At 63.4% G+C, this 26,728-nt stretch carries 22 protein-coding genes; 9 read left to right on the top strand and 13 right to left on the bottom strand.

Annotation, left to right across the window (positions count from 1 at the left end; all coding sequences use genetic code 11):
• Positions 1–9 precede the first annotated feature (9 nt).
• The 5 genes from BKA07_RS07700 to BKA07_RS07680 form a co-directional block, all read right to left on the bottom strand.
• On the bottom strand, positions 10–1,689 hold the full coding sequence (locus BKA07_RS07700) for a hypothetical protein (protein ID WP_167950389.1): 1,680 nt from the start codon (positions 1,687–1,689) through the stop codon (positions 10–12).
• On the bottom strand, positions 1,686–2,735 hold the full coding sequence (locus tag BKA07_RS07695; RefSeq protein WP_167950388.1) for a glycosyltransferase: 1,050 nt from the start codon (positions 2,733–2,735) through the stop codon (positions 1,686–1,688). The genes BKA07_RS07700 and BKA07_RS07695 overlap by 4 nt, the downstream gene beginning before the upstream one ends.
• 255 nt (positions 2,736–2,990) lie before the next feature.
• Positions 2,991–4,580, bottom strand: coding sequence for a gamma-glutamyltransferase family protein (locus tag BKA07_RS07690; RefSeq protein WP_167950387.1), 1,590 nt, complete (start codon positions 4,578–4,580; stop codon positions 2,991–2,993).
• Positions 4,581–4,688: 108 nt separating this feature from the next.
• Positions 4,689–6,605, bottom strand: a complete 1,917-nt coding sequence (locus tag BKA07_RS07685) for a CocE/NonD family hydrolase (protein ID WP_209043902.1) — start codon at positions 6,603–6,605, stop codon at positions 4,689–4,691.
• A 48-nt stretch (positions 6,606–6,653) separates the two neighbouring features.
• A complete protein-coding gene (locus BKA07_RS07680) occupies positions 6,654–8,186 on the bottom strand; it encodes an AbgT family transporter (protein ID WP_167950385.1) in 1,533 nt (510 codons plus the stop codon).
• A 71-nt stretch (positions 8,187–8,257) separates the two neighbouring features.
• Here BKA07_RS07680 and BKA07_RS07675 point away from each other — a divergent pair, with 71 nt between their 5' ends.
• From BKA07_RS07675 to BKA07_RS07660, 4 genes are all read left to right on the top strand, one after another.
• Complete coding sequence (locus tag BKA07_RS07675; protein WP_167950384.1) at positions 8,258–9,193, top strand: MurR/RpiR family transcriptional regulator; 936 nt, start codon at positions 8,258–8,260, stop codon at positions 9,191–9,193.
• Between the two features lie 272 nt (positions 9,194–9,465).
• Entirely contained in the window at positions 9,466–10,482 is a 1,017-nt protein-coding gene (locus BKA07_RS07670; protein WP_167950383.1) for an ATP-binding cassette domain-containing protein, read from the top strand.
• Positions 10,482–11,156 (top strand): methionine ABC transporter permease, encoded by a 675-nt coding sequence (locus BKA07_RS07665; RefSeq protein ID WP_167950382.1) that lies wholly within the window; start codon positions 10,482–10,484, stop codon positions 11,154–11,156. The genes BKA07_RS07670 and BKA07_RS07665 overlap by 1 nt, the downstream gene beginning before the upstream one ends.
• Before the next feature lie 124 nt (positions 11,157–11,280).
• Positions 11,281–12,117: a MetQ/NlpA family ABC transporter substrate-binding protein gene (locus tag BKA07_RS07660; protein ID WP_167950381.1), complete on the top strand. Its 837-nt coding sequence runs from the start codon at positions 11,281–11,283 to the stop codon at positions 12,115–12,117.
• 393 nt (positions 12,118–12,510) lie between these two features.
• Here BKA07_RS07660 and BKA07_RS07655 read toward each other — a convergent pair whose 3' ends face one another.
• Positions 12,511–13,410, bottom strand: coding sequence for a serine hydrolase (locus BKA07_RS07655; protein WP_167950380.1), 900 nt, complete (start codon positions 13,408–13,410; stop codon positions 12,511–12,513).
• Positions 13,407–14,483: a LysR family transcriptional regulator gene (locus tag BKA07_RS07650; RefSeq protein WP_209043900.1), complete on the bottom strand. Its 1,077-nt coding sequence runs from the start codon at positions 14,481–14,483 to the stop codon at positions 13,407–13,409. The genes BKA07_RS07655 and BKA07_RS07650 overlap by 4 nt, the downstream gene beginning before the upstream one ends.
• A gap of 138 nt (positions 14,484–14,621) precedes the next feature.
• On the opposite strand from BKA07_RS07650, the gene bla reads away from it, so the two are divergent.
• Both bla and BKA07_RS07640 read left to right on the top strand, forming a co-directional pair.
• Positions 14,622–15,596, top strand: coding sequence for a class A beta-lactamase (bla, locus tag BKA07_RS07645; protein WP_167950378.1), 975 nt, complete (start codon positions 14,622–14,624; stop codon positions 15,594–15,596).
• 241 nt (positions 15,597–15,837) lie between these two features.
• On the top strand, positions 15,838–16,611 hold the full coding sequence (locus BKA07_RS07640) for an NAD(P)-binding domain-containing protein (RefSeq protein ID WP_167950377.1): 774 nt from the start codon (positions 15,838–15,840) through the stop codon (positions 16,609–16,611).
• Between the two features lie 214 nt (positions 16,612–16,825).
• Here BKA07_RS07640 and BKA07_RS07635 read toward each other — a convergent pair whose 3' ends face one another.
• A complete protein-coding gene (locus tag BKA07_RS07635) occupies positions 16,826–18,529 on the bottom strand; it encodes a formate--tetrahydrofolate ligase (protein WP_167950376.1) in 1,704 nt (567 codons plus the stop codon).
• A 197-nt stretch (positions 18,530–18,726) separates the two neighbouring features.
• Here BKA07_RS07635 and BKA07_RS07630 point away from each other — a divergent pair, with 197 nt between their 5' ends.
• Positions 18,727–19,479, top strand: a complete 753-nt coding sequence (locus BKA07_RS07630) for a class I SAM-dependent methyltransferase (RefSeq protein ID WP_167950375.1) — start codon at positions 18,727–18,729, stop codon at positions 19,477–19,479.
• A gap of 9 nt (positions 19,480–19,488) precedes the next feature.
• On the opposite strand, the gene BKA07_RS07625 is transcribed toward BKA07_RS07630, so the two are convergent.
• Both BKA07_RS07625 and galE read right to left on the bottom strand, forming a co-directional pair.
• The gene (locus tag BKA07_RS07625; RefSeq protein WP_167950374.1) at positions 19,489–20,400 is read right to left on the bottom strand and encodes a DUF3626 domain-containing protein; all 912 of its coding nucleotides are present in this window, start codon (positions 20,398–20,400) and stop codon (positions 19,489–19,491) included.
• A complete protein-coding gene (galE, locus tag BKA07_RS07620; protein ID WP_167950373.1) occupies positions 20,393–21,391 on the bottom strand; it encodes a UDP-glucose 4-epimerase GalE in 999 nt (332 codons plus the stop codon). Before galE ends, BKA07_RS07625 begins: the two co-directional genes overlap by 8 nt.
• Positions 21,392–21,662: 271 nt before the next feature.
• Between galE and BKA07_RS07615 the strand changes: the two genes are divergently transcribed.
• Positions 21,663–22,700, top strand: coding sequence for a hypothetical protein (locus BKA07_RS07615; RefSeq protein ID WP_167950372.1), 1,038 nt, complete (start codon positions 21,663–21,665; stop codon positions 22,698–22,700).
• 122 nt (positions 22,701–22,822) lie between these two features.
• Here the strand turns inward: BKA07_RS07615 and BKA07_RS07610 are convergent, their stop codons facing one another.
• Positions 22,823–23,863 carry a baeRF2 domain-containing protein gene (locus BKA07_RS07610; RefSeq protein ID WP_167950371.1) on the bottom strand — a complete coding sequence of 347 codons (1,041 nt, stop codon included), beginning with the start codon at positions 23,861–23,863 and terminating at the stop codon, positions 22,823–22,825.
• 257 nt (positions 23,864–24,120) lie between these two features.
• On the opposite strand from BKA07_RS07610, the gene BKA07_RS07605 reads away from it, so the two are divergent.
• Positions 24,121–24,777: a TetR/AcrR family transcriptional regulator gene (locus BKA07_RS07605; RefSeq protein ID WP_167950370.1), complete on the top strand. Its 657-nt coding sequence runs from the start codon at positions 24,121–24,123 to the stop codon at positions 24,775–24,777.
• Here the strand turns inward: BKA07_RS07605 and BKA07_RS07600 are convergent.
• Together BKA07_RS07600 and BKA07_RS07595 are read right to left on the bottom strand one after the other, a co-directional pair.
• Positions 24,774–25,079, bottom strand: a complete 306-nt coding sequence (locus BKA07_RS07600) for a hypothetical protein (RefSeq protein ID WP_167950369.1) — start codon at positions 25,077–25,079, stop codon at positions 24,774–24,776. The genes BKA07_RS07605 and BKA07_RS07600 overlap by 4 nt on opposite strands.
• A complete protein-coding gene (locus tag BKA07_RS07595; protein WP_342449012.1) occupies positions 25,060–26,514 on the bottom strand; it encodes an alpha,alpha-trehalose-phosphate synthase (UDP-forming) in 1,455 nt (484 codons plus the stop codon). Before BKA07_RS07595 ends, BKA07_RS07600 begins: the two co-directional genes overlap by 20 nt.
• Positions 26,515–26,728: the final 214 nt, after the last annotated feature.

The raw sequence follows: 26,728 nt of genomic DNA, 5'->3' as shown, positions 1-26,728 counted from the left end.
TCTAGTCGGCTAGGTTCCGGACTCGCTGAACGCCCACGATCGCGGCGCGCCCGATGATCGCGACCTGCCCGCCGATCGTCGTCTCCGCCACCCGGCGAGCACGAAGACCACTGCGACGGTGACGGCGAGCGCCGGCCAGAACGTGTACCTGAAATGGTTGGCCGGGACGATGGGGAAGTACCCGAAGACGTAGCACAGCGCCGAGGTGGCCAAGGTCGTGATCTCGGGCGCGAGGTTCCGCTGTCGCTGGGGCTGCTCGGGCGCGAGGTTCCGCTGCCGTTGGAGCTGCTCGGGCGCGAGATTCCGCTGTCGCTGGGGCTGCTCGCGTGCGGGCCGGGTGTGTGCGGGCCGGGTGCGTGCGGGGTGGGCGCGTACGGGCCGGGTGCGCCAGGCTATGCCCAGCACGACGACCGCGAGGAGGGACCAGAACCAGGGTTTGAACAGCATCGGGAACGTGGCGAGCGCGAAGTCCTCGACATAGGGCTTGAAGATGTACTCCGCCTTGGTGCTGCCGGCTGCGATCCCCGCCTTCACTGCGTCCCCGTCCCAGTCGGCCTCCCAGTATTCGAGCGAGGACGTGAAGAAGTAGGTCGAGAACACGGCGGTGCGATATTCGAGGTAGCGGACGGGATGAGTGATCACCTCCGACAGCCACAGGTCTTTGAGTTCGCCCTGGAAGGCGATGGGACTGAAGGCTCTGCCGGACACTCCCCTGCCGTAGCAGTTCCAGTAGGCGTCCCAGATCTCTCCTCGTTCCAGGCATGTGTTGCGGGCCGAGCTGATGTGGTCCTTGAGCTCGGCCGGAGCATCGGAGGCCTGCAGCTGTGCGTCGGGAACCGAGAACATCACATCGTCGAGGAAGATCTGCGAGATCTGTCCCGTGGGCTTCACATCGACCGCAGATCCGATCGCGGCATCGGTGGCCTTGACGCCGACCCCCAGAATCGCCAGCACGGCCAAGGACAGTGCGGCGATCGACAGGAGCGACCGCCGACGAGAAAAGCGACGGAGTCGGCTGCTGAGCCGGCCGCCGAGCCGGTTTCCGCCAGGGTCCGGTCGCTCGGATCGGTTGAACCGCTCCACCAGACAGAAGGCCGCGTAGATCGCGATCGGGACGATGGCGAAGACGGCGTTCTTGCGCACTTCCAATGCGTAGACGAGCAGCACAACGGCCGGAATCCACAGAACCCACGCCTTCGGCACCGCCCTGGCGATGATGAGCAGGACGACGGCCAACAGCAGAGCCACGGCCATCTGCGTGTCCTTCCACAGGGTCGTCATCTGTGACAGCACCCAGGGAGTCAGCATGACGGCCGGCCCCAGCAGAGACACCCACCTCGGCGCCCCCTGCCGGTGCGCCAGGACTCCGACCAGCCAGCTTGTTAGGCCGAGCATAGCCACCTGGGCCACGAGAAGACTGCCCGCCTGGCCCGTGAGGTCGATGAGCGCTCCCCACACGAGGCTCATGATCGGCGGGTGCCAGTCGGTGACCGGGATCGTGCCGATCGCCTGGAGGTATTGGTTGGCGATGTCGACGTTCACACGACCAGGGAAGAAGAGTCGGATGAAGACGAAGGACCATGCCACCGTGATCAGAGCCAGAACGATGTCCCAGGCCAGCGCCGAGGAGGTCGCGGAGTGCAGTCTCTTCCCGACCGCCGACCGCTGTTGCGAGGTCGGTTCGGTCATGAGGCGAGCTGGGCCCTGGGCTGGGGTCTCGGCTGGGTCGTCGGCTGGGGTCTCGGCTGGGAACTTGGCTGGGTCGTCGGCTGGGTCGTCGGATGGGATCTCGCCTCGGCCGGCGAGGACACCGCCGGCAGTCCCAGGTATGCCAGCCGTGAGGTCTCACGCCTCGCCCGCCGCAGACCGTCCAATGTCAGCCCGACGCTGCCGAGCAGGAACGCCAAGCCCATGAGAGCGGCGGCGAGGATGGCCGTCGGGAACCTCGGCACCAGACCCGTCTGCCAGAACTCCCAGACGACGGGCAGCCCGAACAGCAGGGACGCGATGGCCAGGACCGTCGTGATGACGCCATAGAACAGCCTCGGCCGTTCGTGTCTGACCAGGGCCGAGATGAGTCCGAGGATGCGGAAGCCGTCTTTGAAGGTCGACAGCTTCGACTCGCTGCCATCGGGACGGTCACGGAAATCGATGGCCACCTCGGTGCTGGGCAGGCGCAGCGACATCATGTGCACGGTCAGTTCGGTCTCGATCTCGAAGCGCTTGCTGATCGCAGGGAACGACTTCACGAACCGGCGCGAGAACACCCTGTAGCCCGAAAGCATGTCGGTGACCTCGGACTGGAACAGCCACCCGGTGAGGCGATTGAACATCAGGTTCCCCACCTCATGGCCGGGCCGGTAGGACGTCGACTCCTGGTTGTCCTGGCGCACGCCGAGCACGTGATCGTAGGGGCCCGAGATCAGGGTCTCGATCATCTCGGGCAGGTGGGAGGCCTCGTAGGTGTCGTCGCCGTCGATCATCACGTAGATGTCGGCGTCGATGTCGGCGAAGGCGCGCCTGACGACATTGCCCTTGCCCGGGGAGTTCTCCCTGCGCACGAACGCCCCCGCCTCGGCGGCCCTCCGTGCGGTCAGGTCACTCGAGCAGTTGTCGTAGACGTAGACCGTGATTCCGGGCACGGCCGTCTTGAGATCGCGGACCACCTTCGCGACCGTGATCTCCTCGTTGTGGCAGGGAACGATCGCGGCGATTCTGGTGGTGTCCTCGAGCATGCGGTGATCCCCTCAGCGTCCTCGCCCGAGCGCCGAATTCACCACTGGCCCGGACCTGAGCTACCAACGAATACGGTGGCGACATGACGATGAGGTTACGAGTCCGCGAACTGCAAGGGTCCCACCCCACGGTTTTGACCAGAGTTCACATTCCGGTCATCTCCGGCCCCTGTTGCCCGCCGAGGTGGCTCAAAGCCGAATCGGTGCCCGTCCATCAGCTGACCGTGGTGAGGACGGTGGGCGATCCTGGGCTGCTCAGCGGACGCCGGCCGCATACCCGTCGCGCTGTGGATCGGCGGCTCCTGCCAGCAGACCATCGAGCCTCGTGATCGCATGGACTCCGGCGAAAGCGTAGCTCAACGGAGAACGTCTCACCCCATAACCGTGCCCATGCAGTCCGAGTTCCGTCGAACGCGGGATCCGGTTGGAGATGTCGATCATGTTCGAGGTGGATACGGCTCGCGGGGCCATGACCGCTTCCTGGATGCTCATCCCGAAATCGACTACGTTCGAAATCGTCTGCACGATTGCCGGCGTGATCCATGAAGCTCCGGGAGCGCCGACCGCCATCATAGGACCGGCGTCATCGAAGACGATGGTGGGACACGACGTGGTGTTGCGCCTTCTGCCGGGCTCGATTGAGTTCGCGGTGCCCGGACGTGGATCGAAGGTGCTCATTCCGCCGTTGAGCATGAAACCGAGGTTGCGGGGAATATAACCCGAGGGATTGCCCAGAGTATGCGTCAGTGAGACGGTGAAGCCTTCGGAATCCATGGCGTTGAGATGCGTTGTGTGCCTGGACTCGTACCGCGGCCCGTCGACGTCCGCCTTCTCACCCTTCCGGATCCGATGGGCGGTCGACTCCAGACGCGACTTATCAAGCAGAGCAGCATAGTCGTTATCCGTGGACTTGGCACGGTTCCACAGATCCTCCTTGTCGCGCAGGGCATGTTTCATCGCTTCGGCGATGACCATCAGATGCTCGGGACTGTTGTGGTCGAGGGACGACAGGTCGAGGTGGTCCATGATCCCCAGAGTCTGCATGGTCTGCACGCCTCCGGCAGGCTGCGGGGGAAGGGAGAGCTCCAAGCCTCGGTAGTGTCCGGTGATCGGTGTCAGCTCATTGATCGTGTAGGTGTCAAGGTCTTCGGCACTGAGCACACCGCCGTCGGCTTGCACGCTGTCGCTGATCGCCCGTGCCAGCTCTCCGTGATAGAAGTCTTCGGCGCCGCGAGTCGAGATATGCTTCAGCACCTCGGCGAGGTCGGGGTTGGTGATGATGTCGCCCAACCTGGGGAGCCCTCCGTTAGGTGCGTAGATGCGCTGTCCGTCGGGCGTCGAGGTCAACTTGTCGCCGAAATTCATGCGACCGTATTGTGTCTCGTCTTGGATCATCAGTGTCTGAAGATGGGGCCGGACGATCCAACCGTCCTCGGCCAATCGCAGCGCCTCACTGAACAGGTCCGACCAAGGCAGCGACCCGAAACGGTTGTGCACAGCGGCGAGGGTCCGCAGGGTTCCGGGCGTCATGACCGATTGGGGGCCGGTTTCATTGACGTGATCTTTGACCCTGAATCCGAATCCGTCGGGTGTGGGGCCCAGCAGATCGGACTCCCACATGTCGGTGGTGACGCCCGACGGGCTCGCCCCCAAGCCGTCAATGACAATTCGCTCGTCGTCGGGAGTCGTGATGTTGATGACCGCCATGCCACCGATTCCGCACATCAGCGGATCGACTACCGATTGGACCAGGGACGCTGCAACGATCGCATCGACGACATTTCCACCGTTGCCCATGACCATGGCACCTGCGTCGGTGGCTTCGGGCTGGGGCGTGACGATCATGGAAGTGCAGCGATCTGCGCGAGAAGCGGGGTTGAAAAGCAGTTGGTCTCCTAAATGAGGCTCAGCGACGAGCGAAATATGATGTTTGCAGCGGTTCAGAGCATTCGGTCAGCGGGTCGGGAACTCAATGGTGGACGGGCCGTTGATGCCGAGCACGAGTCGAGGTGGACGACCGTGCGGGCTCTGAGTTGCATGGTCCGCATCGGCACCGGCGATCGACAGACGAACAGTGCTGCCTGACGAAAAGCTCCAAGCCGTGGGAAGGAGGGGGAGGCGCACCGTCTCCTGCTTGTCCGGGATCATCGGTCGCGCATCGCGTTCCTTGAAGGAACGGTAGGGCCAATCGGTCTCGACGGTGCTCGGGTTGTCCGACTCGAATCGGTGCATGAGGCGCAGGAGCCCCTCCGTGACATAGCGTTCGGTTCCGTCCGACTCGACCTCGGTGAGATAGACGAACACCGTTCCGTCAGGCTGATTGCTCGACAGGTGGAGGGTGGCGATCGCATGTCCCGTAAGTTCAAGATCTGTATTCAGCACAGGCGTTTCGAAGGCGAGGTGATGATCAGTTCGACCCTGCCAATCGGAGTAGTATCTCGATACCAACTTACCCGCGATGCGCTCATAACGAGTGTTGCGTCCGGTCCCCGCGCCGAAGTCGACGATGAAGCCGACGAGATCGCCATCGGGCGTGCTCTGGGGAGCCCGCGAATTCGACTGAGTGGCTGCCTCACCGGCTGCGCCGATCGTCGATTGTGGTCTCAGCCTACCGTCGGAGGCCAGTTCATACCGTGTTGAGGAGGAGGCCAGCGGCCAGGACGGACTCGACCGCCATTCTTCGGCATGCAGTGCGTAGAAGTGGATCGCGGCCTCGTCTCGGATTCCCGTGTCCTGACCGGAAAGGTACTCGTCGAAAAACCGGAGTATCTCGAACCACCACGATTCATCGGGTGCCCCTGTGTCGCTCCACGGCGAAACATGGCTGCGTGCGCCATGGTCCCACGGTCCGAGCAGCAAGTGATGCGGGTTCCGATTCTTCGTCAGGAATCGCGATATCGCACCATTTGCGTATCCGGCACCATCCATCCAGCCCGAGACAGAATAGATCGCCACGTCCGGTCGAATGCCGTCGCTGTAGGAATAGGGGCTGAAGCTTGCTGACGAATAGTCGGGATCGTACGACAGCGGTCTTTCCCTCATGACGAATTCGCGCATCATGTCGGCGTGACGGTAGTTCCCCCGGTGCTCCAGAACTGCTGCGTCCCGGTCCTCTTCGCCGGTATCCGCGTCAACAGGTGCCGGTCCGTCGAACGCTGGGTGGGCGTACGATGCGTACGGTCGAATCGCCTCTCGATCGTCTTGGTCCAAACCGATCATCAGCTGTGAATAGGACTCGATGAGATCGAACAGCTGGACTCCACCAGGGAAGTAGTTGTTCTCATAGGTGTCCCACACCGAGAACAGTGGCGCGATCGCTTTCACAGCAGGATGTCCTGTGCTCGCCAGAAAATCGGATGCTGCCCCGAGATATGAGATCCCGGTGACGCCTACTCGCCCGTCCGACCAGACCTGTCGGCATACCCACTCGGCCACCTCGCAGTAGTCGTTGCGTTCGGTGGGTGACCGGAACCCCTCCCTGTGGCCGAAGCTTGCACCCGTACCGCGCACGTCAACGACCACGACGTTGTAACCGGCGGGCGTGAACAGGTCTCGGTAGCGAGCGGTGTTTGGCGAGACTTCGACCGCTGACGAGTCGGCGCCGGGAACGACCGCGAATCGGCGGTAGTAGGGAGTGAAGATCAGGATTGTCGGACGCCGGCCTTCAACCGGCCTCCCAGACGCGGAGGGGAGGAAGACGTCGGCCGCCAGCCGAACCCTGTCGGGCATCGAGATGTAGAGCGATTGTGGGGACGCGGGCACTTCATAGTCGAAGGTGCGTTGAGCGCCGTAAGTCGACGGCGAGATTCGCCAACCGGCAAAGTCATCTGAGCCGACAGTGGGCTGTCGGACGAAGGGTAGGTCGCTCACTTCTTCTCTTTCAGTTCGAGGGTTCATTCAGCGGTGTGCTCAGCCTGCTCAGCGGACCGGTGCTCCGGGACCGAGTGGGAGCCCGATGAGATACCAAAGGGCAAAGACGGCGGTCCACACGACGAAGAGCGCGATCGACAGTGGCAAAGTGAGAGAGAAGAGACTGCCGATTCCGATATCCTTGCGATATCCGCGCATGATTCCAATGGTCAGCGCGAAGTAGGGGCTCATAGGAGTCAGGATGTTCGTGCAGGAATCAGCGATTCTGTAGAGCGCGGTGGTTGTCTCCGGGGAGATGTCCAGAAGCATGAACATCGGGACGAATACGGGGCCGACGAGCGACCATTGGGCGCTGCCGCTGGTGATGAAGAAATTCATGACGCTGACGATGAGCAGCATACCGCCGAAGATGACAGGGACGGGAGCGTCGATTCCCTCGAGAAAATGCGCACCGCGCGTGGCGATGAGCGTTCCGATATTGGTCCAGTTGAAGTAGGCCAGGAACTGTGAGACGGCGAAGAACAGCACCAAGATGGGTGTGATGTCCTTGAGCCCGTCGGCGGCCAGATCTGGAATGTCCGAACTGGTCCGGATCTTCTTGGTGGTGATCCCATAGACCGTTCCTGCGATCGCGAAGAACAGGGCGAGGAACACTGCGACGCTCTTGATGAGCACCGAATCGATGATCCCGCCGTCCTCGCCACGCAGCGGGGATCCGGTAGGCACCATCGCGAGGACGATGGCGACCACATACGCAACAAGCGCGATTCCAACATTCCGCAGTGCCTTAATCTCGATGGTCGACAGCGGCTCATGGCGAACCTCCTCGTTGGCGGTGGTGTTGACCGGCAGCCTCGCTTCGATGCGCTTGGATAGAAAGCCATCGACGACGACAGTGATGACGAGAGTGAGAAACAGAGACGAGACGACGGTGAAGTAGATGTTGCCGACCGGCGTCATCACGTAGTCTGGATCGACTGTCTGTGCGGCGGCTGTTGTCAAGCCGGAGAAGATAGCGTCATTGGGAATGAGAATCGGGCTGGCTGAAGCTCCGCCCGACAACGAGACCAAGGCAACGAGAGCACCGGTGATGGGACTGCGTCCCATCGACCGATAGATGATCCCCGCGAGTGGGATGAGGATGATGTACCCGGCATCTCCCGCCACGTGTGCCAGCGATCCGGTGAAGGCCACGACCGGGGTGAGGAACCGCGGTGACACTCGAGCCAGGGACTGACGCATGAATGCCGTGATCAGGCCCGAACGATCCGCTACGGCCAGGCCGAGCAGCGCGACGAGGGCGACACCCAGCGGCGGGAAGGTCATGAAGTTGTCGATCACGCTGGAGAACGCGAAGCGAATACCCTCCATGCTAGCGAGGTTGTTGATGGGCGCCTCGTCGCCATCAGGCTTGACTGCGACGACACCAGCGAGGTTCAGCAGGGCGCTGGCCAGCGCAAGAATGATCGAAAGTATGACGAAGAGCCAGACCGGATGCGGTAGGCGGTTCCCTACGTTCTCGATTACATTGAGCGTACGGATTCCGAACCCGGGCCGGCTCAGGGAACGCGTCTCTGACATGTGCAGGTTCCTCAATATCTGATGGGCACGACTCTGTGACAAATATGAGGCTATATTGCAAAGTAGGTAATATGCAATACGAAAATTCCGCTGATGGGACCGAATCTCAGGCACCGGACACGATGAATCGCGTGGAAGGATGGATCCTCTCCAAGATCGGCCAACGCAACCTAGGGAAGCAATCATCGCGTGTCGTACGCGCACTGGCGGGATCTCCGCAGTATGCATCTTCCGCTACGGTCGCTGATTTCGCTCGCCGGGTCGGTGTGGATCCGGCTACCGTTATGCGTAGTGCAAAGTTGCTAGGATGCAATGGGTGGACCGATCTACAACAGGAACTTCGCGCAATGTTCCTCTCCGACCTCGACGCCAACGACTTGTTGGAGATTCATTCCGAACATGAAGGTTCAGTCATCGACGCTGCGCTTCTCTCAGATGTCGTCACCATGAACAACTTGAGGAAGTCACTCGACCCAGAGGCATGCCGCAGATTTGCACTCAACCTGATCCATGGCACCCATGACGGGCCCGACACCTTGGCGAAGATTCTTCTCTATGGGTCAGGAAGCTACTTGGGACCGTTGACCCAGTTCGCACATGTCGGTGCGCGACTGGGCCTCACGACGGTACCCGTGGGATGGGGCGGCAAGGCAGCGCACACAGCAATGTCCTCGGCCACAGTCGGCGACGTCATCCTCATTATGAATTTCTGGCGCACTCCTGCGGAGTTCGAGGCGATTGCCAAGGTGGCGAAAACCCGCGGACTTCGCGTCATGCTCATCTCTGATACTCGGTTCTCCCACTTGACGCCGTTCATCGATGACATGTTGGTCATTCCTGCCGAGGGAAGCTCGCACTTCCCGTCACTTGTTGCAGCCTCCGCACTCATCCATGTCCTCCTGGCTCTCATCACAGAAGAGTTGGATGGCCTGGGGGTCGACTCCATTCGAGCTCACGACGAAATCTATTTCGCCCTAGAAGATGCACGGGCAAAGAAGGCACCATAACCGCTGCCCGATCTGCAGCCGCGGCATCGACCCCCAAGTCAGGGGTGGATTAGACCGCGTGTCTTTCGTCACGAAAACCCGCGTTGTGCGTCTTTTTGTGACGCCCGCATGGGGCACAGACCCGATGTGTTGACATGCTGAATCATCGGCGTTGCTGAACCTTTAACCGTCATGCCCGGATCCCAGGCCGAAGGCCTGCCGATCCACGTGGCGTGACCGGCACGGGCACGCCCTGTGAACGTCCACGATCCCGCCCCTACGAGGAGATGCCTGTGATTGAGCTGCGCGATCTGCGAATGGTCTTCGGCGACACCATTGCCCTGGAGGCGATCGATCTATCGGTTCCCGCCGGAGAGATCCATGGCATCGTCGGCCGCTCCGGTGCCGGCAAGTCCACACTCATCCGCTGCCTGACCGGCCTCGAAGCCCCGACCTCCGGCACCGTGTCCATCGACGGGTCAGACGTCACCGACCAATCCGGCTCGGGGCTGCGTGAGGCGCGCCGCAGCATCGGCATGGTCTTCCAGCACGTGAATCTCCTCGACTCGCGCACCGCCCTGGCCAATGTGGCCCATCCGCTGCAGATCGCCGGGGTCTCCAAGGCCGAACGGCGGGCCAAGGCCCGTGAGCTGCTCGAGATCGTCGGCCTCGGCGACCGGGCCGACAACTATCCCGCCCAGCTCTCCGGCGGACAGAAGCAGCGCGTGGGCATTGCCCGTGCCCTGGCCGCCGAACCCAAGGTCCTGCTGTGCGATGAGCCCACCTCGGCGCTGGATGCCTCGACGACGGACCAGATCCTGGGCCTCATCCGCTCTCTGCGCGAGCGCCTGGGCATCACCGTCCTCATCATCACCCACGAGATGTCCGTCATCCGCGAGATCTGCGACTCGGTGACGCTGCTCGCCGACGGTCGCGTGGCCAAGACCGGCACCCTCGCCGAGGTGATCTCCGAGCCGGGCTCGATCCTGGCCAAGGATCTCGTCCCCCTTCCACCCATCAGTCTCGACGACAAAGGCTCGGACGGCGCTGAGGGCTCCGACGGTGCTGGTGCTTCCGGGTCGATGGCCCGCCTCGTCGAGGTGTCTCTGGCCGGCACCAGCCTGCCGCAGGTCCTGACCGGTGCACAGTCCGTCGGCGTCAGCGCCGATGCCATCCTCGCCGGTGCCGTCGAAACCGTCGAGGGCAGGCAGGTCGGCCGGATCCGCTTCACGGTGGCCACAGCCGAGGACGCGAAGGAGCTCATCACAGCCTTGGAAGCCGAAGGAATCTATGCGGAGGAGGCAGCCTGATGAACGATCCGATGTGGTTCGACAATCCCGCGATCACGCAGCAGATGCTGCCCGCCACCATCGAGACCCTGCTCATGACCGCCTGGTCGACGGGGCTGGCGGTCCTGTTCGGTCTGCCGCTGGGCATCTGGCTGTTCACGACCTCGAAAGGCGGGCTGACGGCTCGTCCCGTGCTCTACCGCGTGCTGTCGTTCATCGTCGACATCACGCGCTCGATCCCCTTCATCATCCTCATCATCGCCCTCATCCCGTTCGCTCGATTCGTCGTCGGCTCGGCTCTGGGCTGGCAGGCGACCGTGGTGTCCCTGACCGTCGGGGCGATCCCCTTCTATGCCCGCCTCGTCGAGAACTCACTGCGTGAGGTCTCGGAAGGGAAGGTCGAGGCGGCATTGATGATGGGAGCCTCGAACGGGCAGGTGGTCCGTCAGGTCTACGTCCCCGAGGCGAAGCCGGGCCTGATCGGAGCCGCTACGGTCACCTCGGTGACTCTGGTGTCCTATACCGCGATGGCCGGTGCAGTGGGCGGCGGCGGCCTCGGTGCGCTGGCGATCTCCTACGGCTACAACCGCTATCAGGGCGACACGATGATCGCCTGCATCATCGTGCTCGTCGTCATCGTCACGCTTATCCAGTTCGTCGGCGACCGCATCGCCCGCGCCGTCGACCACCGTTGAGCGTCAGCGCACCTCGAGGGCTGCGTTCCAGGCACATCGCTTCGCCTCACATGCACATCGCTCCGCCTCACAGGCGCATCCACGGACTCACCACACTGACGAACCACTGAAATCAAGGAGAAACATGAAGACCAAGCTCATCGCCATCGCCGCGAGTGCGACCCTGCTGCTGTCGGGCTGCGGCCTCGTCGGCGGCGGAACGGACACCGTCGGTGAGGAGGACGGCGACATCACCAAGCTGACGGTCGGCGCCACCCCGGTGCCGCAGGGCGACATCCTGCGCTACGTCGACGAGAACCTCGCAGAGGACGCCGGCCTCGACATCGAGGTCACCGAGTACACGGACTACACCCTGCCGAACAAGGCCCTGTCCGATGGTGACATCGACGCCAACTATTTCCAGCACAAGCCCTACCTCGACTCCGAGGTCGAAGGCCAGGGCTACGAGCTGACTGCATTCGACCCGATCAACCTCGAACCCTTCGCCCTGTTCTCGAAGTCCGTCAAGGATGTGGAGGATCTTCCGAAGGGCGCGAAGATCGGCATCAACAACGATCCCGCCAATCAGGGGCGTGCGCTGAAGATGCTCGAAAAGGCCGGACTCATCACCCTCAAGGACGGTGTCGATGCCGTCGATGCCAAGCTCTCCGACGTTGCCGACAACCCGAAGAACGTCGAATTCATCGAAGCCGATGCCGCTCAGCTGGCACGCACCCTCGAGGATGTCGACGCCTCGGTCATCAACGGCAACAACGCCCTGGAAGCCGGGCTCAATCCGGCCAAGGACGGGATCGTCCTCGAAGACGCCGAGGACAACCCCTACGGCAACTTCCTCGCCGCGCGAACTCAGAACAAGGACGACGAGAACATCAAGAAGCTCGACGAGCTGCTCCACTCCCCCGAGGTGAAGAAGTTCATCGAGACGAAGTGGAAGGACGGTTCGGTCCTGCCGGCGTTCTGATCGTGTGACGCGGCGTGAGCAGCCTGCCTTGAGCGGCGGCGGCCCGCCCGACGCGGCGTTCTGAGGTTCGACGCGGCGTGAGTAGCCCGTCTTGAGCGGCAGCGGCCCGCCCGACGCGGCGTGAGTCCCGTCTTGAGCGACAGCGGCCCGCCCGACTCGGCGTGAGCAACCCGTCTTGAGCGACAGCGGCCTGCCCGACGCGGCGTGAGTGTGGGCAGATGGTCGATTGTGGCGCGAGAATCGACCATTTGCCCACACTGACGTAGAGAATGTTAGAGACAGGCCCCACGCACTGACTGACACCGGCGTCAGCAAGGATTCCGGGAAGTTTCACAGACGGGTGGCCGTGACGCTTCTTCGTTTCAGCACAGTCACCCGAGCAGGTCGGCACAGTCACCGGAGCAGGTCGTGCATTGCACGGGCCGCCGCACCGAGTGTGGCCTCGGCCGCGGGTTGTGCCGCGGCCGGGTTGCTCGACTCGCTGAGGACGCAGACTGCGATGGAGCGCCCGTCGGCGTGGTCGACGACTCCGATCTCGTGGCGCAGATGCAGCAGGGTTCCCGTCTTCGACGACCAGGTCATCGCGTCCGAGGAGAACTCCGGCGCGAGCCTGTGCCTGATGATGTTGCCGGCCAGCAGACTGCGCAGCCGCGAGGCGACTGTCAGGTCGATCCGGGCAGGCCGCCAGAGTTCCTGCAGAAGGTCGGTCAGCCCCGCGGCGGTGCCGATATTCGCGCGGGTGGCATCGAGCTGCCAGATCCGGTGCCCCTCACCCCGGCTCGGACCGCCCCGAGCAAGGTCGTAGGCGAGGTGGGCGTCGGAGGCCGGCAGACTCTCCAGCGGAGTCTTGACCAGAGCGCCGAGGCGGTGCCTGATGTGGATGCCGTGCAGGCCCAGTTGCTCAAGGTCAGCCTGAATCTCGCCCGGAGGCACCATGTCGAGGAGAGCATCGGTGGCGGTGTTGTCGCTGAAGCTCACGGACAGCATCAGGAGATCTTCGAGGGCCAGTTTCGCGGGGTGCCGGAAGCGACTCGTCCCCGTCGGCCCGTCGCCTTCGAACCTGTCGGGTCGGATCGTGACCACCTGCGCTCCGTCGAGCGCTCCCGCGGCGATGCGATTGAGCAACGCCAATGCGATCGGAACCTTGACCACGGAGGCCAAAGGCATGATGACGTCGGCGGCGGTGGAGAGCTCCCGTCCGCTGTCCAGGTCACGCACCACGATGGTGGCGCTCAGCCCTGCGGCGGCCAGTTGCGCGTTGACGTCATGGATGACTCGAGCATCTCCATTCACTGCGATCCTCCTCGCCTCTGCACGTCATCAGAGTTGCCGGCCCGCGTCCCGGTAGATGGCTTGCCGGCCCGCAGCGTCCCGGCAGAGGGTTCGCCGCCCCGCGTCCCTGCGGGGACGCCTGCACCCCGCGTCCCCGCGGGGGCGCCTGCGCCTCGAGTCCCCGCGGGGACGCCTGCGCCTCGAGTCCCCGCGGGGACGCCGCCGAGGCAGTCGGCGATCTCTTCGCCGAACGCCCCCAGCGCTTCCGCGTCATCATCGGAGGTCGCGGCGAGGGCATAGCCTCTGACCACGGCCGGTTCGAGCAGAGGGCTCCAGCTGAGCCCGAGGTCCCGTGACTCGGCGGCGCTGCACAGCAGCAGATCACCATCGCCGAGCACTGCAGCCACCGCCGCGGGATCCGACGAGTCCGTCACCACCTGATACGGGAGCAGGCCCATCGTCTCCGCCGCACGACGAATCCGGTCACGCACATGCGCAACGTTGTCTTCGACCAGCAGACGCAGGCGCTTCCCCGACAGCTGCGGACCGATTCCTGACACCTGCGACCGTGCCCGTCGCAGCATGTCAAGACGCACCGGGCCGGCCAGGGACGCTCGGTGGGCGCATCCGAGTGGCACGGTCCAGTCCCCCTCCGCCTCGGGCACCGCTCGCAGCGCCGCCCTCACCCGACGTCCGGACAGATCGTCGATGCGTCGTGCCGGTGGCGCGGAGTGGATGTCGATGCTGATCCCGGCTGAACTCGCCGAGGCGGTGAGTACTGCGAGGTCCCTCGTCGTGCACGAGGTCGGAACGGTCAGAGACACCGGTCGCAGTCTGGCTCGATCGGCATCGAGCATCATCGTATCGGCGAGATCGACCAAGCGCCTCGCCGAGGCGAGCATGTCCTGTCCGAAGGGCGTCAGGCTCACTCCACGCCCAGTTCGGTCGAAGAGTCGGGCTCCGAACCGCTTCTCCAACCCGGCGATCCGCCTGCTGGCCACCGGCTGTGGGGCTCCGGTCGCCTCGGCGCCGAGCGTCATGCTGCCCAGTTCGCTGACGGCGGTGAACGTTCGACACGCTTCAATCAGGTCCATCGTCACCATGATATGCACTTTTGATATGCAAATGCCGCAAACCGTCTTCGACTGCATCGCCCAACGAGGGAACAGTGGTGCTTGTTGGAACGGTCGGCGTTCGCCGACACATGACCCCGCATCGAGAAGGAACCCGCGATGACCTCACGAACATCTCAGACGCTCAGCGCGGCGGCGCTGTCACTGCTCACGCTGACCGCCTGTGCCCCGTCGGCCGACAGCGCCGAATCGCTGTCCTCTGCGCAGGCGTCCGGCCCGACGGTGCAGGCGTCCAGCCCGACGGCACAGGCCCCCGGTGCAGAGTCACCGTCAGGGGACGCAGCTCAGCCCGAGGTCACCGCCGACCTCACGAGCATCGAAGACGAATACGACGCCCGCGTCGGCGTGCATGCGATGGACACCGGCGATGGGTCCTTCGTGGAGCATCGATCGGACGAGCGGTTCGGCTTCGCCTCCACGATCAAGTCCTTGGCTGTGGCGGAGCTCTTGGACACGACATCTGCCGAACAGTTGGACGAACAGGTGACTTGGACGGAGGACGACGTCGAGGATGCCGGCTATGCCCCGGTGACGAAGAAGCACCTCGGCGATGGACTGCCTCTGGAAAAGGTCGCGGAGGCTGCCATCCGGGTCAGCGACAACGCCGCGGCGAACATCGTCTTCGATCACATCGACGGCCCCGCTGGTCTGGACTCCGCGCTCGAGGACCTCGGGGATCCGACCACCGAGGTGATCGATCGTGAGCCCGAACTCAACGTCATCGATCACGACAGCACCGACAACACCACGACTCCCGCCGCGTTCTCGGGCGACCTTGCCGCGCTGCTCGACTCCGAGAATCTCTCGGCTGACGATCGTGAGCTCCTGATCGATTGGATGAGCGGCAACGCCACCGGCGACCCACTCATCCGCGCGGGCGCCCCGGAGGGGTGGGAGGTCGCCGACAAGTCCGGTCACGCCGACGCTCTGCGCAACGACGTCGCCATCGTGTTCCCACCGAAGCGGGATCCGATCGTCATCGCGATTATGACCGAGCATCACGACCCGAACTCGGAATCCGATGCAGCACTGATCGAAGACACCGCGCGGGCCGTGCTCAGCGCGTTCGAGTGACTCGATCAATGGCAGATATTCCTGCGGTGTCGGCGGTCAGCCTTGCCAATCCGAGCTCCTGTACCCCGGCCCGCTCTCGTCGAAGTACCGCATGGACGAGGAGGATGAAGTACCGCATGGACGAGGAGGATGAGTTGATCATAGGCAGCTCAACACACCGGGCCAGCAGGTCGATGACACAATGCAGGCAGTGGGGGCACCCCGCGCTCATCTTCACAACGACGTATTCAGGAGGCAGCTCGTGAGCAGAGCAATCGGGATCATCGGAGTCGGCGAGATCGCCTCGGCGATCGTAGAGGGAGCGTGTGCGAGCGGCGATCATCCGGATTTCTTCCTCTCACCGCGCAATGTCGAGCGCTCGACGCGTCTCGCGAACGACTTCGACCGGGTGGAGGTCTGTGAGAGCAATCAGGACGTCGTCGATCGCAGCGAGCACATCATCCTCTCGGTGCTGCCCGAGCAGACCGAGTCGGTGCTCTCCGAGCTCGACATTCCCTCCGATCGCACTGTGGTCAGCGCGATCGCGGGCGTCTCGGTCGCGGCACTGTCCCCACTTCTGCCGCAGAACCCGAACGTCGTGAGGGTCATCCCACTGCCGCCTGTGCGCGAGCGTCAAGGCGTCACTGCGGTCCACCCCGCTCACCTCGAGGTCGAGAAATTCTTCGACGTCCTCGGCGGCACCGTCGTCGCAGAGACCGAAGTGCTCTTCAGCACCCTCTCTGCCACGACCGCGACGATGTCGGCCTACTACGCCTACCTCCAGACGATCGCCGATTGGCTCGTCGGCCAAGGCTGGGGCAGGGTCGATGCCGATCGCATCGTCCGCGGGCAGTTCGCCGGGCTGGGCAATAAGCTCGCCACGACCGATTCCTCGTTCGCCGACCTGGTCGCCGGGCACGAGACCCCGGGCGGCCTCAACGAGATGCTGCATCGAGACTGGATGGACGAGGACAACAGCGCCGCGCTCTCCGCATCTCTCGACCGGGTCTTCGAACGAGTGACCAAGTCAGACTGAAGTATGCAGAGGACAACACGTCGCAGCCGGGAACTGTCAGCGCCTGGGACTGTCAGCGCCGAATACCGCACAAACTGCCGAATAACGGGGGTGCGCGTGTGGGTCTCGGCACTCCACCCGTTAATCGATTTCGTGCGCCGTCGGCAACCCGTCTCTCGGCGAACGGCCCGCGTCTCGGTGCGCTGCCCGTGTCTCGGTGCCTTGACCAGGAGGTTCAGAACAGGCCTGTGATGTTCCCATCCTCGGTGACGTCGATGGTCAGTGCCGAGGGCTCCTTGGGCAGCCCGGGCATGGTCATGATGTCTCCGGCGATGACGACGACGAAGCCGGCACCGGCCGAGAGCCGCACGTCCTTGACCTCGATGATGTGATCCTTCGGAGCCCCGCGCAGACTTCCGTCCGTGCTCAGCGAATACTGGGTCTTCGCGACGCAGATCGGGGCATCGCCATAGCCCTCGTCCGTAAACTGCTTGAGCTTGCGCGTGACCTTCGTGGGCAGATCGACGTCGGCAGCACCGTAGATCCGTTGCGCGATCGTGCGGATCTTCTCCTCCAGAGGCCGGTCGAGCTCATAGCTGTACCGCGCCCCAGACCCGGCCTTTTCAGCGCCACCGGCAGCCTCGACGACCGCCTCGGCCAGCGCCAGCGCGCCCTTACCGCCATCGGCCCAGTGCGTCGACTCGACCGCGGAAATGCCCTTCGAGCGCAGGTGCTCGATCGCGGCGGTCATCTCCTCATCCGTGTCGGTGGGGAACCTGTTGAAGCACACGACCGGGGTGAGCCCGTAGATGTTGAGCAGGTTGCCGCAGTGGTGTTCGAGGTTGCTCATCCCTTCGATCACCGCCTCGGTGTTCGGCGTCTGCACGTCGGCCACCGAGATGCCCCCGTGGTATTTCAGGGCACGCAAGGTGGCGACGACGACCACGGCCGAGGGCCAGATGCCTGCAGTACGGCACTTGATGCCGAGGAACTTCTCCGCTCCCAGGTCGGCGCCGAACCCCGCCTCGGTCACCGTCCAATCGCCGAGGGACAGTGCGGCTTTCGTCGCGAGCAGGCTGTTGCAGCCGTGGGCGATGTTGGCGAAGGGGCCGCCGTGGATGAACGCCGGCGAGTGTTCGAGGCTCTGGACCAGGTTCGGTGCCAGTGCGCTTCGCAGCAGCGCCGTCAGCGCCCCGGCCGCACCGATGTCGTTGACGGTGATCGGTTCGCGGCTCCGGTTGTGGGCGAGGACGATTCGTCCCAGCCTCTGCTTGAGGTCGGTCAACGAGGTGGACAGGCAGAAGACCGCCATGACCTCGCTGGCGACGACGATGTCGAAGGCGTCCTCCCTCGGCACTCCCCCGTTGAGTCCGCCGAGGCCGATGACGACTCCGCGCAGTGCCCGGTCGTTGAGGTCGACCACGCGACGGATATGGATGCGGCGCGGGTCGACGTCGAGCTCGTTGCCGTGGTGGATGTGATTGTCGAGCATGGTGGCGGCGAGGTTGTTCGCCGCGGCGATGGCCGCGAAGTCGCCGGTGAAGTGGAGGTTGATGTCCTCCATCGGCACGACCTGAGCGTAACCGCCGCCGGCAGCTCCACCCTTCATGCCGAAGACCGGGCCCATGCTGGGTTCGCGCAGGGCCAGGACCGCTTGTCCGACGTCCGGCTTCGATCGGGCGAGTTCGTTGAGGCCGTCGGCCAGGCCGATGCTCGTCGTGGTCTTGCCTTCGCCTGCCGGTGTCGGGCTCATGGCCGTGACGAGGATGAGGTGACCGTCGCTCGTGGTCTCGGCAGCCTTGTCGAGAACGTCGACGGGAACCTTGGCCTTCGTCCAGCCGTAGGGGATGATGTCCTGTGATTCCAAGCCCAGGCCGGCGGCGATATCGATGATCGAATCGAGCTCGGCGTTGAGCGCAATATCCATATCTGTGGTCATAAGGCCATCATGCCGCTTATGGTCCGGTTTGTGACCACCCATCGGCTAAGAATCTACGCAATGGACGCTGAGTCGATAGTCGCCGAGGCGGTCTGACGGCAACCGCTCACCCGTCGTTTCAAGCGCGTTGCCCAACCGTGACCCGACTGAGCAGCCTCACCTGTACAACCGGCCCACACATAGGCAACGATTGCATCATGCGCACCTTCGAGGAACTCGTCTCCGAAGCACAGACCGCCGATGTCAGCGGGTGGGACTTCTCCTGGCTCGACGGTCGCGCCACAGAGCAACGGCCACCGTGGGGCTACGGGAGACTTCTCGCCCAGCGCCTGTCCACGGCCCACGCCGCCCTCGACGTCGACACCGGCGGCGGAGAGGTCATCGACGAGGCTCCGCTGCTGCCACCGCGCATGGCCGCCACCGAAGCCCACCTGCCCAATGTCGCCCGCGCCCGGCACCGTCTGGGCCCGCGCAGTGTCGATGTCGTCGCTGCCGATCCCGAGCATCTTCCGTTCGCCAATGGCAGCTTCGATCTGGTCAGCTCTCGGCATCCTGTACGTCCCCAATGGTCGGAGATCACGCGGGTCCTCGTGCCAGGAGGCACCTACTTCGCACAGCACGTCGGACCTGCGTCGGCGTTCGAACTCATCGAGTTCTTCCTCGGGCCCCAGCTCGAGAACCGCAGGAGCCGCCACCCCGACACAGAGGTCCAGGACGCCGAAGCTACCGGACTCGCGCTCGAGACGCTGCGCACTGTGCGCTGCCGCATGGAGTTCTACGATATCGGCGCCGTCGTGTGGATCCTGCGCAAATGCCCCTGGTGGGTGCCGAACTTCAGCGTCGACGACTACCGGCCGCAGCTGCAGGAAATCGATGCTCGACTTCGCCGAGGCGACCCGTTCGTCGCGCACTCCACTCGCCACCTCATCGTGGCTCGGAAACCCGGCTGAGCTGCCTCGTCACCAGCTGCGACCGAAGCGGGCCAGGCAGTGCCAGACCTGTTTGACCTGCTGAGGGTCGAACCTCGGACATCGTCGCGCTCGTCCCACATCAACAGGCGAGAGTAGATTCGAGTGGGCGATCGACGACGCGATCCTCTTCGCCACTTCGACGATCTCTGGCCCGCGGTATTCAGGGTGTGCCGCGATCTGGCCGACTTCGGCCCGATATCCGGGATGGGTCTCGACGGTGATTCCGCTGTGCCGAGCAGCCTGGAGAAGGGATTCGTCATCGAAGCTGGGGTCGAGCACGATCGCCTCGACGTCCTCGGGCACTCGCACACCGCCATGCACATGGGCCTCGACGTAGTAGTCGAGGAGATCCCGCGCGAAAGCGGTCCCACCCTTGTCCGGCTCTTTACAGTGGCGATTCGGTTCTTCACGGCGCGGATCATCACGGCAGTAGGCCTCGAGAAGTCCCATCCGATCGGCGACGCCGAAGCTGATGGGATGGTATGTGCTGTCCGGATAGGCGAAGGTCGTGCGTTGCAGGACCTCAGGGCGAAGGCGCAGATAGGCGGAGCCGAATCGCGGTGCGGGCCCATACGGGTCGCCGTCGATGTCGAGAGCACCGTAGACCGGTCTGAGCACCGCGGCGGCGCGATCATAGGCATGGTTGAATATGCGCTGTTCCCAGAGCCAACGGTCGCCTCCGGCAACAGCGGTCAATCCGCCATTGCTCGTGCCGGTGGCGAACTGGGAGAGATATCGGCCCCGCCCGAGAATCGACCCCAGAACCGATGTTCCGGAACTGTCCGCTTCGGGATGGAAATGCAGAGCCACCCTCGCCTCGACGGGCAGATTCGGACCGGGGTCGGATCTGCTGCGCACCCAGTCGAGAGCGGCCCTCGCCGAGGCGTCGAGGTCAGTCACCGGTCTGTGCGGGCAGCATCCCTGCCGCTTCGACGGCGCTGGCCACGATGTCGTCGAGATCGAACTCGGCCTTCCAGCTCAGCTGTGCCCCGATGCGGGAGACGTCGGCGACGAGTGCGGGTGGGTCACCGGCGCGACGCTCGCCCATTTCGGGCACGATGTCGCGTCCGGTCGCCTCGGCGATGGCGTCGATGACCTCCTTGACCGAGGCTCCGGTTCCGGTGCCCACGTTGAACACGGTCTCCGAGGCGGCGCCGGACTTCATGTAGTCGAGTGCGGCGATGTGCGCCTCGGCGAGGTCCTTGACGTGGACATAGTCGCGGACGCAGGTGCCGTCGGCGGTGTCGTAGTCGTCGCCGAAGACGATGGGCGCCTTGCCGTCGGCGATGCGCCCGAGGACGATCGGGATGAGGTTCATGACGGCGGTGTCGGCGAGTTCGGGCCAGCCGGCTCCGGCGACGTTGAAGTAGCGCAGCTTCACGGCGTTGAATTTCCTGCCCTGCATGCTCGCCGAGGTGATCGCATTGTCGATCATCCATTCGCCGATGAGCTTCGTCTGGCCATAGGGGTTGATCGGGCGGCAGTCGAGGTCCTCGGGAACCATCTCGACCTCGGGCATGCCGTATGTCGCGGCCGAGGAGGAGAAGACGAGGGATTCGATGCCGGTGCGCTCGACGGCGGCGAGGACGTTCGTCAGCCCGCCGATGTTCTGACGGTAGTACATGATGGGCTGTTCGACGGACTCGCCCACCTGCTTCTTCGCGGCGAAGTGGATGATCGAGTCGACCGAGTGATCCTCGATCGCGTCGACGAGGCGGTCCTCGGCGTCAGGGGCGGCAAGGTCGAGGCTGACGATGGGAAAACCGGTGACTCGGCTTTCGATCCCGGTGGAGAGGTCGTCGACGACGAGCACGTCGTCCCCGCGTTCGGACAGCAGCCGCACCACGTGGGAGCCGATGTACCCGGCACCTCCGGTCACTAGAACGCTCATGTGCCGATCTCTCCTTCACTCGCGCTGCCGATGTGCTGCGCCGCAGTCACACCGGATCAATCTGTTCACCCCAGAATACGTGACCGGTCCGGCCTTTCAGACATCAAGGCGCACTGAGCGGTCGGTGTGGAGTTGCCGGAAGTCGCGACAGTCGCTGTTCAAACGCCCCGATCACTGCAAGAGTGGGAATGTCGGCAACAGACCCGACTCACCCGCCCCTTGGCCCGTCCCTGACAAGTGGAGGACACCATGGACGAAAGCACCCGATGCGATGCATCTTCTCCTCATTGCTGACCCCGGCCAGCCGACCCGCCGGGTCGCGGCCATCAAGGCCGAATTCGAACAGCGGCTGCGGCAGAGTTTCGATGCCGACGTCCACGTCGACACGTGCTCCGAGGTCATCAGAGTCCGAGCCGACCACCAGTTGGAGATGTCGACTCTCGACTCGCTCGTGAACCGATACTCCAGCGCCGACCTCGTCATCATGTTCACCGACATCCCTCGGCACACTCAGGACAAGCCCCTCATCGCCGAGGTTCTGCCGGACAGGCGAGTCGCTGTGGTCTCGGGCCCGACCCTCGGCGCAGTGACCTCCAGACGTCGCCTGCTCAAGATCTTCATGAGCTGTGCGAATCAGCTCCTGCCCGATGGCCATAGCGCACCGAAGCACAGTCTGCCGAGGTGGGGCCAATGGTCGAGTCGAGCAGAGTCGGGACGCCGCACCCTGCACGCTCACACCTTCACCGGCGGCACCAGGCTCGTCCTCGGCATGACGATGGCCAATGAACCGCTGCGTATGGCGCGAAAACTCACCCGCGCCTTGGCGGCGGCGTCGGCCACCGGCGCGTTCGGCATCTTCTACAGTTCGATCTGGCAGATGTCGCACCACCTGTCGACGGTGCGGCTGATCTCCATCGGACTCATCGCGATCACCGTGATGGTCGGCTGGCTGCTGACCGTCAACGGACTCTGGGACAGGCCGTCGAGGAAACGACTCGTCCAAGTTGTGTTCTACTACAACCTGTCGACAGTCCTCACCCTGATCATATGCGTGGGTGCGCTCTATGTCCTGCTCGTCGCGGGCATTCTGGTGGGCGGCCTCATCGTCATCGACCCGGAATTCATGGCCCAGATCATCCATCGCCCGCAGGCGGAGTTCAGCAATTATCTCGACATCGCGTGGCTCAGGCCCGCGATGGGTGTCGTCGCCGGTGCCCTGGGATCGACCTTCGACAGTGATATCGACGTCAAGAGAATGACTCATGCTCAACGCCTGCGCTCACGTGTCTACGTCGCTGAGAACGACTGAGCGTTCGGGGCCCCTCCTCAGCCGGCGAGAAGTTCCAGTCAGCCGGCGAGGGACCCCCTCCTCAACCGGCAAGCGGCCCCTCGTCAGTCGACGAGGGGCCGCTCGACATCCGGCGAGGGCCGTCAGTCGGCGAGGGCCGTTGAGGCGTCGTAGCGCAGTATTGCCGCTATTCCGTCCGTGGCTTCCGTGTCGATGAGGCCGACCTCGGCGGAGGAGAGCACAGCCTCGGCCAGGATCGTCCCTTCGTCTTCGGAACCGGCGTCGTAGTTGAGGAGCACGGTCGCCGCGGCACCGCGCTGAACGGCTTGAGAGACCTGCTCCCGGCCTTCTGCGGCAAGGTCGTGAGCCTTGCTGTAGGACAGGTTCTCATTCTGCTCTGTCTGCTTCTTCTGGACGTAGTCGGAGGCGAAGGACTTCACCGCGGCATACAGCGCTTCCTCGGCCGCATCGTCATCCGTGCCTCCCTGCGATGTCTCCTCGAGCAGCTCATCGACTCTGGTCGACAGCTCGGCCTTGACCGCCGTGCGGCCCTGAACCTCTCCGGCGACCACCACGATGTCTGGGGTACGGGATCGAACGATCTCATCGACATGGTCGGCGACCGCGCGGGCATTGTCCTTGACGATCTCATCGACGCGTCGCCGGATCTGATTGTGCGACAGTGCTCCTTCGCGGGGTGCGTGGATCTCCTCGTCGTTGTCGCCGCTGATGTGCGACTCATCGTGCTGCTTCGCCTCATGCTGAGGTGAGACTCGCAGTTCCCGGATGGTCGCCCCCTCCTGATCGGCGATGATGAGGACCACGTCAACCAGTCGAGAATTCTCGCGGATATAGGCGCCCAGCTCGGGGACCTGCGCATAGTGGGCAATGTCGCCTGCACCGAGTGCGGCGTCCCAGTGCTCGTCGAGGACGACTCCCGAGGTGTTGGCAACGACGATCCGCCCATCGGTCTGGACCTCGGTGATGTCGTCGACGATCAATGTGTCGTCGATGTGGGAGAGGATCTGGTCCGGCGCACCGGCGTCGGTCAAATTCTGCCGGAGCTCGTCCCACCGCAGTCGCACCTGCTGCTCGGCATCGGCCGCGGGAGAGCGCCCTTCCAGATAGATGGTGGCGAAAGGGCCCTGGTTGTCGTATACAGTGCGCAGATTCTCGAGGTTCATCAGCAGCTCCGTTCGTCGTCTATGCCATTTATGCGGGTGGTCACCCCAGACTTGCACCTATCCCGGTGCTTGTAAACCGCCCGGTGGCGGCTGCCCCCTCTTACGGGGATGCGCCAACTGCGTTACCGTCGAAGCACGTCGATAGAAGCGGTGAGCATACGGCGCTATCTGCCGGCCAAGGCATATTCCGGTTCCTCATACGGTGTGCTCGTGACCCTTAGACTGTTATTACCGAACGTTAACAAGAAGGTGGAACGATGGCTCGTCAACGGCTCAGTCGCGACGACGTGATTCGCGGTGCCGTCGCCTATATCGACGAACACGGGGCGCAATCACTGACCATGCGCCGACTGGGAGCTTCACTCGGGGTCGAGGCGATGGCTCTGTACAGGCACGTCGCCGGCCGCGATGCCTTGCTCGCCGCCGTCGTTCACCAGGTCATCGACGATCTGTTCAACGACTCCCTCATGACGGAGGAGCCCAACTCCTGGGAAGAGTATGTCCAACACGTCGCCAACGCCCTGCGCAATCTCGCTCTGGACCACCCGCAGATATTCCCGCTGATCGCCGCACACCCACCGGAGGCGCCATGGCTGCGTCCGCCGCTGCGCAGCCTGCGATGGGTCGACCACTTTCTTAGGTCTCTGCGGGACTTCGGCTTCTCGGATTCCGCCGCGGTGGATGCTTATAAGGCACTCACGAGCTTCCTCCTCGGTGCCCTTCTGCTCCAAGTCGCCGCCGTCGGAGTGGCCGTCAGCCCTGAGGAAGCCTCAATGATCGAGGACGGCTCACTCGATCAGTATCCGACGCTCAAGGGGTTGCAGGGCAAACTTGCCGAAGATCACTCGAAGCGCGAATTCGATGACGGACTTGACGATCTGATCGAAAGGATACGCAGCATTCTGCACCCCTAACTCTGTTTGTTCTCCGACACGATGGACCGAGAGCCGGGCGGCAGATTCGCTGCCGGATCGTCGAGGTGTTTCAGTGCGATGGGGCATGAGACGGTGACCTTCATGTGACGGTTGCGCACGTCTTTCAGTGATCTGCTCATGAGTTCCCTGCAGTGCTGATCTGCTTCGAGGGGCTCAATCGCTTCACAATAGATGAACATGACCTCCTCCTCGTCGATCGTGTAGTGCAACGATGCCACGAGCTTCCCCGGAAGATAGAGATCGAACTTCGAGGCTTCCTGATTATTGAGCAGTGTGTACATATTGAGTCCTCTGGTTAGGGTCTGCATTGATCGGTTGGTTCGTTGATTCTGCGGTCGTGGGGGCTCGCGTCGGTGGCATCGGTCGAAGATCGTCAAGGAACGCTCGGGCCCACCGGTGGATGTCGTGACCGTCGACGACTTCAGCCATGGATGCCATTCGCCTCTGAGCTTCCGCCGGGGGCATCTCCGCTCCAAGGCGGATAGCGTCCTTGAGCCCGGCTATGTCGTGAGGATTGACCAACAGCGCCTCGTCGAGTTCCGCGGCCGCGCCGGCGAACTCCGAGAGGACGAGAGCACCGCTGTCGTGTCGCGCGGCCACGTATTCTTTGGCGACGAGGTTCATCCCGTCGCGCAGCGACGTCACGAGGAGAACGTCCGCCGCCAGATAGAGGGCCACCGTCGATTCGAACGAATACGAATGATGGAAATAGTGAACGGCGGCACGGTCCATGGCACCGAAGCTGCCGTTGATGTTGCCCACCAACTGTTCAACCTCGTCGCGCAAGTCCTGATACGACTCAAGGCCTTCTCTGGAGGGCACGGCGACCTGGACGAATGTCGTCTCCTGGGGGTCGAGCACACCGTCTTCGAGAAGTTCATGGTAGGCACGCAGCCGATGAAGGATGCCTTTGGTGTAATCGAGTCTGTCGACGCCGACGATGAGACAGCGTGGATCGTCGAGCTCCTCGCGCATCTGCCTGGCCCGATGCTGTGTCTCTTCGGCCTCTGCGACGCGGTGAATCGCATCCGCGTCGATTGAGATCGGATAAGCGCGAACTGTGTTCGGCAGCTCTTCGCTGCTGATCCCCAAGAACCGCGAGACTGCACTGCGGAAGTTCTCCACATCGGAGTCGAGTTGAAAACCGATCACATCGGCACCGAGCAGGCCCCGCAGAATCGAATCGCGCCAGGGAAGCTGGGCGAATATCGATTCCGAAGGAAAAGGAATGTGGTTGAAGAATCCGATCCGCACATCAGGTCGCTGAGCTCGAATCATCTCCGGAACGAGCTGCAGGTGGAAGTCGTGGATCCAAATCGTCGCCTCATGGGCTGCGGCATCCACTGCGGCCTGGGCGAAACGAGCATTGGTCGAAAGGTAGGTCTTCCACCAGGAGCGATGGAATTGAGGTGGCACGACGAGGTCGTGATAGAGGGGCCACAGTGTGGCGTTGGAGAACCCTTCGTAATACTTGTCGTATTCGTCTGACCCGAGAGCGATGGGGACGAGGTGCATTCCGTCGAACTCGAACGGTTCGAACTCTTCGTCGCTTGTTCCGCACCACCCGATCCACGCGCCGCGGCTCTCCTTGACCATCGGCGCCACCGCCGAGACCAGCCCGCCGGGAGACGGCGACCAACTGCCCTCACAGCGATCCACCGGCAGGCGGTTGGCAACCACTACCAAGGACTGATTTCCGTATTTCACTGCATCCACCAGCCTTTCCGAGGCGCGGATCGATCGTCCGGGGGTCGGAGACCGACTGTCGCACTGACTGCAGAGCTTCGAGGTGTCCAGCCCTGGTTGAACGGGGCACCCGAAGTCAATGTTTACTACGTAAACATCTCCTCCCGCAGATTATCACAGAAATTTTTCACACGGGCCGATAAAGCTTTCCCACGGGCCCATTAACATACCTCCCGATGTTCCG

The sequence above is a fragment of the Brevibacterium marinum genome, from assembly GCF_011927955.1.
GTDB classification, from domain to species: Bacteria; Actinomycetota; Actinomycetes; order Actinomycetales; family Brevibacteriaceae; genus Brevibacterium; species Brevibacterium marinum.
The sequence above is the reverse complement of the archived record's forward strand: the minus strand, read 5'-3'. Positions and strand labels throughout refer to the sequence as shown.